This is a genomic window from uncultured Nocardioides sp., from assembly GCF_947488025.1.
In the GTDB taxonomy this organism is placed as follows: Bacteria; Actinomycetota; Actinomycetes; order Propionibacteriales; family Nocardioidaceae; genus Nocardioides.
The window spans coordinates 356637-370031 of the sequence record NZ_CANKYS010000002.1 but is presented as its reverse complement, the minus strand read 5'-3'; the positions used below and the strand labels follow the sequence as shown (position 1 = coordinate 370031).

The window sequence follows — 13395 nt, the reverse complement described above, 5'->3', positions numbered from 1 at the left end:
GGTGTGGACCGGGTCGACGCGGAGGAGCTGCTCCGCACGCTCTTCGCCGATCCGGCGGGTGCCAGGCGCACCGCGTTGAGGGAGCTTGTGTCCGACCCGGACCCTGCACTGGCATCGATCGGCCACCAGGTGGTCGGCATCGTGCAGCGAGACCTGGGTGAGACCGAGGACGCGCTGCTCCAACTGCGGAGGGCCGTCACACTGGCTCGCCGGACGGACAGAGAACGAGAGGCCGACGTCAGGGCGACGCTCGGTGTGACGCTCGTCCAGGCGGGGCGCACGCGGGACGGTCTGTCGCAGCTCGACCGTGCGGTCGCCACGCTCGGCGGCGTGCCGCTCGCACGAGCTCTGGTGAGGCGAGCCCGTGTGCTCAGCTTCAACCTCGAGAAGGTCGAGGAGGGTGCAGCCGACCTGGCTCACGCCCTCCGGCTGCTGGACGGGTCGGGAGACGAGGTCTGGCGAGCGCGTGCCCTCAACCTCGAAGGAATCACCCGGGGATGGCTGGGCGACCTCGACGCCGCGCGCCGCAGGTTCACGGAGTCGCTCGACGTCTACACCGCGCTCGGGATGGGCTGGGATGCTGCCAACGCCGTCCAGAACCTGGGCTGGGTCGCGTCGCTCGAGGGTGACCTGCCGCGGGCGTTGGAGCGCTACGCCGAGGCGAGCAGCAGGTTCGATGACCTCGGCATCACCAGCGTCGACCTCGTCTACGACCAGTGCGGCGCCTACCTCGCCGCAGGCCTCGCCGCCGATGCCCTCGGCATCGTGGAGCGTGCCCTCTCAGCGCGCCCGCTGGCCGAGGTCGAGCGGGCCGACGTGCTGCTCGTACTGGCCGGGGCGGCCCATGCAGCCGGCGACCACTCGCGTGCCCGATCGGCTGCGGAGGACGCGTGCCGGCTCTACCGGCGACATGGTCAGGAGCAGCACTGGGTGAGGGCCGAGCTGATCGCGATCTGGGCGCGTGCTGACTCAACGGATCGACCCGACCGACTGCTCCGCCGACTCGAGTCCCTCATCGACGCGGCCCGGATGCGCGCCGCTCCTGAGCTCCCCCAGGCCCTGCTCCTCGGCGCCCGGGTCGCCCGCCGCGTACGTGGTCCTCGGGCCCTGCGCCTGCTGGACGGCTGGCTCGAGGAGGCTGCGGTCTTCCGCCACGCATCTCTCGGCACCACCCGGGCATTGGGCTGGCTGGCCGAGGCTCGGCGGCGCGAGGTCGCCGGGCAGGTCGGTGGTGTTCTGCGAGCGTGCGAGCGCGGCCTCCTCGCGCTCGACGAGCATGCTGCGACCTTCGGCAGCCACGAACTGCGGGCGTTGTCCTCCCGCCACGGCGCGGACCTCGCCGAGCTCGGCACCCGCACGGCCCTGCGGTCGGGTGACGCCCGCCAGCTGCTTCGGTGGTCCGAACGCTGGCGCGCTACTTCACTGGCGCTGCCGGCGACCGCGTCCGGCCATGACCCGGAGACGGCCGCTGACCTCGCGGCGCTGCGTGCGCAGCACCAACGGCTGGCCGAGGCGCGGGTCGCAGGCGCCCCGGTCGAACGCCTCGAGGCGCGCGCGACGCGCTTGGAGCAGGCTGTCCGCCAGCGGCTCTTCCACGCTCGAGGTGGTGAGCGGACCGCGGACTCGTTCGACGTCCCCGCCCTGCTGGGTGCGCTGGCAGAGGACGACACCGTCCTGGTCGAGCTGACCGAGGTGGACGGCGTCCTGCACGCACTCGTGGCGGGTCGCGGCCGCGTACGCCGTCGTGTGGTCGGTGACGCCGCAGCCGCTGCCGCCGCGGTGGACTTCGCACTGTTCACGCTCCGCCAGGCCGCGCGTGGGCGGCGGGCGCAGCTCGACGTCGCCGGCGCCCGGCTCGAGCGTGCCCTGCTCGGGAGCGCGCTCGACGGGGTCGGGGACCAGCGGGTCGTGGTCTGCGCCCCGGCCGCACTCCAAGGCGTCCCGTGGGGGCTGCTGCCGGCGCTGGCGCGCCGACCCGTGACGGGCACCCCGTCGGCGCGGCTGTGGCTGCGGGCTCGTACCTCGAAGCCTGCCGACGACCGTCGGGTGATGCTCGTCGGCCCGGGTCTCGGGAGCGGCGGCGCCGAGGTGCCGGCCGTGGCGGCCGACGACCCGCAGGCCCAGGTGCTCGACGGCGATGAGGCCACCGTCGCCGCTGCGCTCGTCGCGCTCGACGGGGCGGCGCTGGCGCATGTCGCCGCACACGGTCACTTCCGCGAGGACAGCCCGCTCTTCTCCTCGCTCACGATGGCCGACGGGCCCCTGCTCGTCCACGACCTCCAGGGGCTCGAGCGGCCGCCGCACCGGGTGGTGCTCTCGGCCTGCGAGTCGGGTGTCATGCAGCCCGTGGGCGACCAGGAGCTGCTCGGCCTGGCGGCCGCGCTGCTGTCCATGGGCACCGCCGGCGTCGTCTCGAGCCTCGCCGAGGTCGACGACGCCGCCACCGTGGAGGTGATGGTCGCGCTCCACGCCCGGCTCCGGCAGGGCGGTGGGCTCGGAGACGCGATGCTCGCCGCCCGCGAAGCGGCCGGCGGCGACCCCGTGCTCGCCGCCACCGCCGCGTCGTTCACCGTCCTGGGGACCTGAGCACCACGCGATACCTGAGGACATGGTGAACGTGGTTCGACCACGAATCCGTTCATCGTGTCCTCAGATATCCGGCGAGCGGTCAGGGCGTGCGGACCTTCACCGGGTCGGTCGCGTTCTCGCAGGCGTCGAGCGTGCAACGTACTGTCGCGGACTTCCGCTTGCCGTTGACGTTGAGCAGCAGCGTGCCCGGCGACTCCCAGCCCCAGCTGCCGAACCAGTTCGTCGAGTACGTCGCCAGCCGGGTGCCGTCGACCTCGCGCAGGCGGATCTCACCGGGGCCGAGCCCGTCGGTGAGGATGTGGAAGGTGAGCATCTCCGTGCCGTCGGGGGAGATGGCGGCGACCCGGTCCCGGCAGGACCTCCAGACCTTCACGTTCGGGCGGCTCAGCCGCACGAGCTGCATGCAGCCGCCGAGGTACGGGTCCTTCGTGTAGGTCACGAGCAGGTCGTGCTCGATGCTCGCGGTCCCGGTGAGCCTGCGGGTCAGCGGGCGGCGTACCTCGTCGCGGCCGAAGTTCCACCAGAATGTCCGCGTCGTGGTCCGCACGAGCACCTTCGCGCCGCTCGACGCCACGACCTCGGGCCAGCCTCCGAACGTGCGGGACGCGACCTCGGTTCCGTCGACGACCGCCCACACCTTGACCGTCGCACGCGACCTCCCGGTGTCGGGGACCCCGAGGAGCGAGCTGCCGTCCTCGGTGACCTGGACGACTGCCGGGTCGACGCCGCGAAGCACGGTGCGCACGGTGCCGTCGGGCATCACGTGCACGACGCGGCCGCCACGGCGTTCGCCCACGGCGTTGGTCCGGTGCGTCCCCACCATCCAGCCGCCCGACGACGCTCCGATGATGCGCGCCTCCGTGCCGGGCAGCTCGATGCGACGCTCGCCGTCGACGAAGACGCCGTCCTCGATGTGGGGCACGGCGATGTCGGCGCCGCGCGCCAGCCGCTGCGGCTGCAGCTCGACGGTGGGTGCCGCGGCCTGGGCCGGTACGGCGAGCGCGGCGCCCACCGTCAGTGCCGAGATGAGTGCTGTGGCCGTCGTACGACGCATGGATCTCCCCCTGGGGTGTGTGGTCCTGGTACGGAGACGTCGCGGGACGGACCGTGGTTGCGCGGCCGGCGTACGAATCTGGTTCGCGACGCCATACGGCCCACCCCTATCGTTGCGCCCATGACCGGCCGCCTCCTCCGCATGTCGACCCTGTTCGTGCGCACCCTGCGCGACGACCCCAACGACGCCGAGGTGCCGAGCCACAGGCTGCTCGTCCGCGCCGGCTACATCCGCCGGGCGGCGCCCGGCATCTACACCTGGCTCCCGCTGGGCCTGCGGGTGCTCCGCAAGATCGAGGACATCATCCGCGAGGAGATGGACGACATGGGCGCGCAGGAGCTGTCGTTCCCCGCCCTGCTGCCCAAGGAGCCCTACGAGGCCACCGGTCGCTGGGCCGACTACGGCCCCAACATCTTCCGGCTCCAGGACCGCAAGGGCGGCGACTACCTCCTCGGGCCCACCCACGAGGAGATGTTCACCCTGGTCGTGAAGGACCTCTACTCGTCCTACAAGGACCTGCCGCTCTCGATCTACCAGATCCAGACCAAGTACCGCGACGAGGCACGGCCCCGCGCCGGCCTGCTGCGCGGTCGCGAGTTCATCATGAAGGACTCCTACTCCTTCGACATCGACGACGCCGGGCTCGAGGAGTCCTACCAGAAGCACCGCGACGCCTACATCCGGATCTTCGACCGGCTCGGCTTCGAGTACGTCATCGTCAAGGCGACCTCGGGCGCGATGGGCGGCTCGGCCAGCGAGGAGTTCCTCGCCAAGGCCGAGGTCGGCGAGGACACCTACGTCCGCTGCACGCACTGCGACTACGCCGCCAACGTCGAGGCCGTCACCGTCCCGGCCCCGCCCGCGCTCCCGTACGACGACGCGCCCGCCGCGCACGCCGAGGACACTCCCGACACGCCGACCATCGACACCCTCGTCGCCCACCTCGACGCGGCCCACCCCCGCGAGGACCGTCCCTGGACCGCGGGCGACACCCTCAAGAACGTGATGGTCGTCCTCAAGCACCCCGACGGCACCCGCGAGCCGCTCGCGATCGGCGTGCCCGGCGACCGCGAGGTCGACCAGAAGCGACTCGAGGGCCAGCTCGAGCCGATCGAGGTCGAGGCGATGGACGAGGCCGAGATGGCCAAGCACCCCGCCCTGGTTAAGGGCTACATCGGCCCCGAGGTGCTGGGGGAGGAGTCCAAGTCCGGGATCCGCTACCTCGTCGACCCCCGGGTCGCCGAGGGCACCCGCTGGGTCACCGGCGCCAACGTCCCGGGCTCCCACGTGCTCGACCTCGTGGTCGGCCGTGACTTCACCCCCGACGGCACCATCGAGGCCGCCGACGTGCGCGACGGCGACGCCTGCCCCAACTGCAGCGAGGGCACCGTCGAGTCCGCCCGCGGAGTCGAGATGGGCCACATCTTCCAGCTCGGCCGCAAGTACGCCGACGCGCTCGGGCTCAAGGTGCTGGACGAGAACGGCAAGCTCGTCACCGTCACGATGGGCTCCTACGGCATCGGCCCCTCGCGCGCCGTGGCCGCCATCGCCGAGGGCACGCTCGACGACATTGGCCTGTGCTGGCCGCGCAACGTCGCCCCCGCCGACGTCCACATCGTCGCCGCCGGCAAGGACGAGACGATCTTCGCCGCCGCCGAGGTGCTCGCCCAGGACCTCAAAGCGGCGGGCGTCGAGGTGCTCCTCGACGACCGCACCGGCAAGGTCAGCCCCGGCGTGAAGTTCAAGGACGCCGAGCTGATCGGCGTGCCGACGATCGTCACCGTCGGCCGCGGCCTGGCCGACGGCAACGTCGAGGTCCGCGACCGCCGCACCGGCGACCGCGAGGACGTCGCCGTCGGCTCCGCGGTCGCGCGGATCACCGAGATCGTCCGCAGCTAGGTCCACCGCGTGCGCTGGTCGAGGAGGGACGACGTCCCGTCACGAGACCTTGAAGCGTGGCGCGAGCACCTCGTCGCGATCCGTCCGGACGCCGACGTCGGCGAGGCCGACTGGTGGGAGACGGACTGGCCCGACGGCACCCCGGCCGCCGTCGGGTTCATCATCCCGCGCGGCTTCGAGGCGTACGCGCGGGTCCTGCACCCGGCGTGGCTCCGCGACGACACGGGACACGCGTGCGCTGGTCGGAGGTGGCGGCCGAGTGCGGCACGACGCTGCACCCAGAGGCGCAGTGGCACCGGATCGCCGGCGGTCGCGACCTGGACCCCCGCGGTGCAAGTGCCGACCCCGAGCTGTGGCCGGGCGAGGCGCCGGCGCGCGGCAACCTCGAGCGCCCCGACCTCGAGGCGCTGGCCGACGTGCTCGGCCGGTACACCGCGATGCCCGGGCGGACGTTCGTAGGTTTCTGGGTGGGCTACGGAACCTGGCCGGCGGCGTGGTCCGGCATGCCGACCGCCCCGATGACTCCGTGCGAGTGCCACCTCTTCGACCGGCCGCTGGCCGACGTGCCGACGCTGTGTGCAGAGGCCCCGGCCCTTGCGTACGCCCTCGGCACGCCGACCGGCGTCAGCACGGTCGTCGATGGTGGGCGCCCACCCACGCCTGACGAGCAGTTCGAGATGTGGGCTCCGCACCAGTGGCAGTCGCCAAGCGCGTGGTGGCCAGCCGACCACGCCTGGGCGACCTCGAGCGTCATGGATCTCGACTCGACCCTGGTGGGCGGCAGCCGAGCCCTCGTCGACGACCTGCTCGCCGACGACCGTCTCGAGGTCCTGCCGTGGCCGGTCGACGGATCCCTGTGGTCCGACGCCGACACGATCAACGCGTGATCGTGGAGGATCCGGGTCACCTGGTGGCTCAGATCCTCCACGATCCCGCTGCTTGCCCCCGATAGGTTCGCGCCCATGGCTCACACGCGCATCGAGGCGGTCATCTTCGACTGGGTTCAGTCACATCTGTCGGTGTCGAAAGTTAGCCTTCGGACGTGCCATCTCACAGCCATGCCGCACGAGGGTGGGCCCTCGAACGCCACGACTTCCGTCGTCCCTCGCTAGACCTGCCTGCGGTCCTCGGTGCGGACTCGCTCGTGGAACTGGCGCGCCGAAACAAGGCCGTGGACGGCACACCGGTTTTGGTCGACCCCAATGGCGGAGTGGACGTGATGATTCTCCGGTACCTGCGCGGGGATGCATTTCGGAAACTCGCTGCCACAAGTCAGGACCGGTACCTGCAGAGCCTGCGCTTGTGGCTCAACTTCCTGACGCGAATCGACGAGCGGTGGGATTCCGCCGATTTCGAGACGCTCGCCGCTTTCAAGGAATGGCGCATAACTGATAATCGAAATAGTCGACGTGTGCGCGAGGGGTCATGGTCCGCAGACAAGGCAGCGTTGACCCACTTCTACCGCCACATCGGTATTGATCCCGACCATCGTCGAGCACTCGGCATCGAGGACATCGCCCGACTGGAGGATAGGCGCGGCGACGCCGTGGACGACTTGCTTCGCGACGGTCTGAGCCCTGGCGGTCAGAACGTCTCGAACGTCCGCTGGCTAACCCCTGCCGCCTACGCTCAGTGGCGCAACATGGGCCTTCGCGGGTTCAGCCTCGACAACCTCCCACGCGGCGGATTGGGACTTCAGTTCGAGGACCGGAACCATGCCTTCGCTGACGGCATGTATGGATCAGGGTGCCGCCGACGTGAGTGGGCCAGCCTGCTGACCCTCGAACTTCCGCACCCGGAGGCTGGACGACGGTACAACCGCTTGACCCTCGGACAGAAGGTCGCCAAGGGCGAGCGCACCTACCGGAAGGTCCTCATCGAGCGACAGGACCTGCGTCGCATCCACACCTACATCGAGGACGGGTCCCGGCGTGAGTCGGTGGCGCGCGGACAGCGCTCTGGTGCCTACGACCGCGTAGCCGGGCGCATCGACGTACTGGACTTCCGGCCAGCCAGCCGTCAGGTCAAGACGGGCGACCGCACGTGGGTCAGCCTCGACCTGTGCACCATCGAAGACCGGCAGCGCATGTTCATCCAAGGCCCCGACGGCTGGGAGCCGCTGTGGGTTTGGCTCGGGGCTGACGGCGAGCCGCTGACCTTGAAGCGATGGAACAGCATCTTCAACGAGGCCAGCGCGAGGATGGCGCGCACCCTTGCCAAGGCCGGTGTGGCAGCCGACGGGCTGTGGTGCACCCCGCACATGCTGCGCCACAGTTTCGCGTTCAAGTGGTTCTGCTTTTTCGAGTCCACCTACCACCTTCGCCTGCAACACCTCACGGATGACGAACGGCGTGACTACCGAGCGCAGTTCGGGGACACATGGTTTCTGATCGCGACGCTGCTTCGCCACAGCGACCCCAACACGACCCGGCGCTACTACCTCGCGCCGTTCCAAGAGGTCCACATCGACGCCATGCTCGCGCTCATCGACCCCGACGAACGCGAGGTCCTCACTGAGCGACTGTCTGCTGTGGCTGAGCACGACCCACGGGTCCACGCTGCACTCGACCTTGTCCGACCAGGTCGAGAGGGGATGAACGCGTGAGCACGACGCCAGGCCGCTACGCCGAACTGCCCGAGCCCGGCTGGCGGCCAGAGACGCGCCGCACTAGCCCTACCACGGTGCTGTTCCTCAGCGAAGATGGTCAGGACCGGAAGGTCTTCAACTTCGGTTCGCTCGACTGCTCGGAAGCCGTGCAGGTGGCGTTCGCTGACGCCTTCGAGCGCGCCACAGGGCCCGGCGGGACCCGCCGCACCGTGCCGTCGGCGGGCACGCTCCGCAGCGCCGTGGCTGCGTTGATTGCGTCCCTCGTCGACAACGGACGACGACCCAACCAGGCGAGCGACATCACCCCCGCCGACATCAGCGCGTTCCGTCTGTCGCACGACGCCAAGGCCGCTCGCAACTACCTCAGTAGCCTGCGGCTACTCGCAAGACATGGTGCGTTCAGCGAGGACACGAAACAGGCGCTCATCGGTCGCTCGTTGCCCGCCGAGCCCCACAGGGTGACTGAGAGTTACGACGACTCGCTCGTGCGCCGCATCGAGCGAGTCGCCCGATCGGACATCAGGGCAGCCCACCGGCGTATTACCGAGGCACGGGCACTCGTGCAGCGGTACCGCGACCGGGAACTGGCAGCGGAAGACGACCCCGCACTGGCGGCAGCCCTCGACGACGCGCGACGCAATGGCATGCCCTCTCAGCACCTCGCGACGGCGTGCGGAGAATCGCCTCGCGCCATCGCCGAACGCCTCCACCTCAACCGCGACGAGTGCACCGCCTTCCTGACGCTGCTCGTCGCGCTGACCGGAGCCAACGCGGGGACAGCGATGAAGTGGCCCGCGAAGCACTTCCGCGCCGACGCCATCGACGCTGACGACCCCACCATCGCGATCGTGCGCAGTAGTAAGCCGCGACTCGGCAAACGGAGCCGGTTCAACCGGGTGCTGGTCGACCTTCTCGCCGAGGAGGACCTGCCGGGGTTGGCTCGTGCGTCAGTCAAGCGGCTCGCACCGAAGACCATCCACAGCGAGGTCATCGGACTGTCCGCACTGTCGCACTGGCTCACGGACCAGGGCATCTCCCGACTCAGCGAGGTCAACGACGACCTGCTTGACGACTGGCTGCATCACGTCACGACGGTGGTTCCGGCCGCGCAGGCGCGCGTCAAGCGACCGATGCTGCTGTGCGTGCAGCGGCTCGCCGCTCACGCCCACCGACTGCCCCCGGCTGCGCGGCTGAGCAACCCCTTGCCGTGGGACGGCAGGTCCGTGGACGACCTGCTCAACGCACCCAAGCGTGACCGAAGCGGCAACCTGACCCCGCGCATCAACGAGGCCACCATGACGGCGCTGCTGCGGTGGTGCCTGCTTTTCGTCGAGCAGGTCGGGCCACAACTCCAGGTCCTGCTGGCGGTCGCCGCTGCCAACCCTTCTGCGCATCAGGTCATCAAGCGGCCGGTGACCGGTCCCAAGTGGCAAACCCGGATGACCAGGAAGGAGGCCGCTCGGCTGATCGCCGAGCACATCGAGCGGCTGAAGTGTGAAGCCGGAACGCTGCCCGGCAAGCCGGACGGCACCCCGAACTGGGCAGAGGTCTCGCTGGCGGCTGGGCTGCGGGCCGAGACCCTGTACCGGAACACCGCCCTTCGCCAGCCGTACCTCGACAGCCAACTCCCCGTGGCCCACAAAGGAATCGGGGACATCACCCTCGACCTGGACGGCACGACGTGGACCTCCGAACCGCTGAGCCGCCAGCAACTGTGGACGTGGAACAAGATGGTGCACGCCGCCGCGTTCGTCGTCATCGCCTACCTGTCCGGCATGCGGCCGGGAGAGGTGCTCAACCTCAAACGCGGATGCATCGAACGCGATGACCGGCTCGGCATCATCAAGGTCTGGGGACTCGCGTGGAAGGGCGTGACCGACGATGGGGGCAAGATCGCCGAAGGTGAACTTCGCCGCGTCCCATGGGTAGTCACTCCGGCGGTGGCTGACACCGTCGCGCTGCTCGAAGCGCTGTCCCCAACCGACTACCTCTTCCCACCCGCCTACAACAACAGCCAGGACCGCTCTGCCGAGCACCACTCCCGAGCAGGCGGCGCGATGAACGAAGACATCCGTGAGTTCATCGCCACAATCAACGAGACCTACGGCAGTAGCGGCGAGCCACCCATCCCGCCCGACGACCATCACATCCACGCCGCACGGTTTCGTCGCACGCTCGCCTGGTTCATCGTCCGGCGTCCGCGGGGGCTTGCCGCAGCGGCAGTCCAGTACGGGCACCTGTTCACCGGCATCACAATGGGCTACGCGGGCTACGCAGACGCAGGCTGGACCGATGACCTCGCGGTCGAGCGGCTACTCGCGGCAGTGGACCAAGCAGTCGAAGACGACCAGCGCCTGACCAACGGCGAGGCCGTGTCCGGCCCCGCCGCCGACGAGTACCTCAGCCGGGTGCGCGGCGCAAAGCGTGCGTTCGCGGGCCGGGTCATCACTGCCGCTCGGCAGGCTCGCAACCTGCTCCAGTCGGAAGACCTCAACGTGCACCACGGTGACGGCATGACCTGCGTCTTCGACCTGCTCACCGCAGCGTGCCAACCCCGTGCCGAGGACGACCGTGTCGTTCCCGACCTACCTGGCTGTGTTGCCACCTGTCGCAACATCGCCCGGACCGACCGCGACATCGAAGCACTCCAGTCAGACCTTGCCGAGGTCGAGACCGACCTCAACGACCCGGCATCGCCACAGCCCCTGCGGGAGCGACTGTCCGCGCGCCGGGACCAGTTGCAGACCCTCATCGGCGACCACCTCACCCAGCCCGTGGACGGAGACTCAGCATGACGCGACAGTGGGTGCGACGAGACCACGACGCAGAACGAGCAGCCATCGCGGATGCCATCGAACGCATCCTGTCGGGCGTGACTGCCGACAGTCAGCCGCCCACGGTCACCGACCTGGCGGAGGCCGCCAACCTCCGCCGCGACTATCTCTACGAGCACAAGGACCTGCTGGCACAGTTCAAGTCGGGCGTCGCTAAGAAAACGGGAAAGTCGGCGCGACTCATTTCCGTCGAAAAAGAATTGCGCGAGCAAAAGGAAAAAGCGAAATCTCTGCAATCTGAAATCGCGCAACGAGATGAAGAGATTCGAGTTCTTCGCCTTCTCCTCGCGGAGACCTCGTTGGAACTCGACGACCTCAAGACCTCGGTCCGCCGGACGGAGCAGGCACAGGGCGGAGGCCGTGTCGGGCTCAGCGCGGTGCCGTCGGCGGACTGAACCCGCCAAACTGCCGGGCGGGAAGGGGAGGGCTCACTCGCTTGTGGCATGGCTGTGGGGTGGCACGCCCGGAGACTAACTTTCGACACCGACAGACTAGGGATAGAAATTGGGGCGGCACGCTGACCCGGTGGCACGACGTGGACTTCCACGCCGAGTCGCTGGCCCTCGCGGAGGCGGTCCGTCGTACGCCCTCGCCCGACGACGACCACCACGCGCACGCCGAGCGCCTGCACCGCGCGGGTGACGTCGTGTGGGGGCGCAGCCGCGACCACCAGCAGAGCGCCACCATCTCCGACCTCTTCGCCGAGGCGGGGCTCGACCACGAACCCGACCTGTTGAGCGCCTACTACGAGTTCTGGGAGCCGCACACGCTCACCGATCCCGAGGTGCGGCCGATGTGGGAGGAGCTGCGCGCGACCGGGCTCAAGGTCGGCGTGCTGTCCAACACCGTCTGGCCCCGCGAGTGGCACGTCGGCTTCTTCGAGCGGGACGGGGTGTACGACCTCGTCGACGGCGACGTCTACACGAGCGAGGTCCCGTGGACGAAGCCGTCCCCGCTCGCCTTCGGCGCCGCGATGGAGGCCGTCGGGGTGAGCGACCCGGCGGCGTGCGTCTACGTGGGGGACCGGCTGTTCGACGACGTGTGGGGTGCCCACAACGCCGGCCTCCGGGCGATCCACGTCCCGCACAGCACGATCCCCGTCAACCAGGTCGGCCACACCGAGGGGGAGCCCGACGCGACGGTCACCTCGCTGAGCGAGATCCCCGCCGTCGTACGGCGTCTCGACGCCTCCTGAGCGTGACATTTCTGCAACTTCGTGCGTTGCAGGAACATGCAAGCGGTACATGCTTTCGGATCGCCCGGATCGAATGCATGATTGTGCATGTCGCTCCACCACCCCCACAGGTTGGGCGACACAGGGTGATGCTGACCAACCCCATGGAGCGGTCCGCGTCCTCGGCCTTTGGGAGAGATCTCGGGACTTTCCCAAAGGCTGAGGCCGCGGGCCGCTTTCCCTGTCTCACGGCTGGTCGAGCTCGGGTGCTCCCGGCCACGTCTCGGCGGTGCTGCCCAGACGGAGCTGCCAGACCGCGGACCACGTCGCCTCGGTGAGCGCCCACTCGCGCACGGAGCCGCTCGACTGCGCCACCAGCGCGACGAGGACCTCGACGCTCCCTGCCTCGAGCTCCGCTGCGGCGCGGGCGAGCTGTGGAGGACGGAGCAGCGCACCGTCGAGGTCGTAGGCCGCGTCGGCAGCGACGGGGTCCCCTCCGGCGTCGCCCACCATGAGCCGCAGCTGGTCGCGGCGCGCCCGGTGGCGGCGGTAGCCGGCCGTCATCGTCTCGAAGAGCTCGGGTGAGGTCGCCTGCGACGTCCGCGCGCCGAGCACCCCGTAGGCGTAGAGCGCGGCGTGCTCGTCGGCCAGCGTCGTCTGGAGGGCGTCGAGGACCGTCACGGACCCTCCACGCCGGTAGTCGGGTCGGCGAGCGCAGCCCCGTGCTGGGCGGTGGACGCGGCCATGCTGGCCAGCACCCGGGCGAGGTCGCCGCTGGCCGCGCCGACGCAACCGCGGCGCACCTCGCGCAGCAGGCGCTGCTCCGAGCGGCGTACGACGCCCAGCGCGCGGGCCCGGTCGCCCGCGATCGTCGGCGGTGCCGGCGCGGGGACGTCGGTGTCGGCGACCGCGCCGGCCAGCACCTCGAGGTGGGCGGCATGGGCGGTCGCGACCGGTTCGAGCAGCGGCGTCAGGTCGGGCACCGAGAGGGTCGCCGCCTCCACGACCGACCGGGCGCGGACCAGCGCGGCGACGACCGCGGCCACCAGCTCCGAGTCCTCCGGCGGGGGCGGCGTCGGTGCCGCGGTCCCGCCCGCGCGGGAGGGCGGGTCGATGTCGCAGGCGGCCAGCGCCAGCGGGGAGGCGAGTGCCGCGCCCACCGTCGTACGACGGGTCAGTGGGCGTCCGGGCACCCCCTGACCCTATCCGCCCGGCTGGCCGGTCCGGACCGGCCGCC

Annotated in this window: 10 protein-coding genes; 7 read left to right on the top strand and 3 right to left on the bottom strand. The window is 70.2% G+C overall.

Annotated elements, in window-relative coordinates; genetic code table 11:
• Positions 1-3 precede the first annotated feature (3 nt).
• The gene (locus Q1B24_RS05165; protein WP_299924200.1) at positions 4-2586 is read left to right on the top strand and encodes a CHAT domain-containing protein; all 2583 of its coding nucleotides are present in this window, start codon (positions 4-6) and stop codon (positions 2584-2586) included.
• 82 nt (positions 2587-2668) lie between these two features.
• Here Q1B24_RS05165 and Q1B24_RS05160 read toward each other — a convergent pair whose 3' ends face one another.
• Positions 2669-3643, bottom strand: a complete 975-nt coding sequence (locus Q1B24_RS05160) for a hypothetical protein (RefSeq protein ID WP_299924196.1) — start codon at positions 3641-3643, stop codon at positions 2669-2671.
• Between the two features lie 120 nt (positions 3644-3763).
• Between Q1B24_RS05160 and Q1B24_RS05155 the strand changes: the two genes are divergently transcribed.
• From Q1B24_RS05155 to Q1B24_RS05130, 6 genes are all read left to right on the top strand, one after another.
• Positions 3764-5542, top strand: coding sequence for a proline--tRNA ligase (locus tag Q1B24_RS05155; protein ID WP_299924193.1), 1779 nt, complete (start codon positions 3764-3766; stop codon positions 5540-5542).
• A 233-nt stretch (positions 5543-5775) separates the two neighbouring features.
• Complete coding sequence (locus Q1B24_RS05150) at positions 5776-6429, top strand: hypothetical protein (protein WP_299924190.1); 654 nt, start codon at positions 5776-5778, stop codon at positions 6427-6429.
• 155 nt (positions 6430-6584) lie between these two features.
• Complete coding sequence (locus Q1B24_RS05145; RefSeq protein ID WP_299924187.1) at positions 6585-8147, top strand: hypothetical protein; 1563 nt, start codon at positions 6585-6587, stop codon at positions 8145-8147.
• Entirely contained in the window at positions 8144-10945 is a 2802-nt protein-coding gene (locus Q1B24_RS05140; protein ID WP_299924184.1) for a hypothetical protein, read from the top strand. The genes Q1B24_RS05145 and Q1B24_RS05140 overlap by 4 nt, the downstream gene beginning before the upstream one ends.
• Entirely contained in the window at positions 10942-11379 is a 438-nt protein-coding gene (locus Q1B24_RS05135; protein WP_299924181.1) for a hypothetical protein, read from the top strand. Before Q1B24_RS05140 ends, Q1B24_RS05135 begins: the two co-directional genes overlap by 4 nt.
• A gap of 59 nt (positions 11380-11438) precedes the next feature.
• Positions 11439-12179, top strand: a complete 741-nt coding sequence (locus tag Q1B24_RS05130) for an HAD family hydrolase (protein ID WP_366916431.1) — start codon at positions 11439-11441, stop codon at positions 12177-12179.
• Positions 12180-12404: 225 nt separating this feature from the next.
• Here the strand turns inward: Q1B24_RS05130 and Q1B24_RS05125 are convergent, their stop codons facing one another.
• Positions 12405-12839, bottom strand: a complete 435-nt coding sequence (locus Q1B24_RS05125; protein WP_299924175.1) for a ferritin-like domain-containing protein — start codon at positions 12837-12839, stop codon at positions 12405-12407.
• Complete coding sequence (locus Q1B24_RS05120) at positions 12836-13351, bottom strand: hypothetical protein (protein WP_299924172.1); 516 nt, start codon at positions 13349-13351, stop codon at positions 12836-12838. Before Q1B24_RS05120 ends, Q1B24_RS05125 begins: the two co-directional genes overlap by 4 nt.
• Positions 13352-13395: the final 44 nt, after the last annotated feature.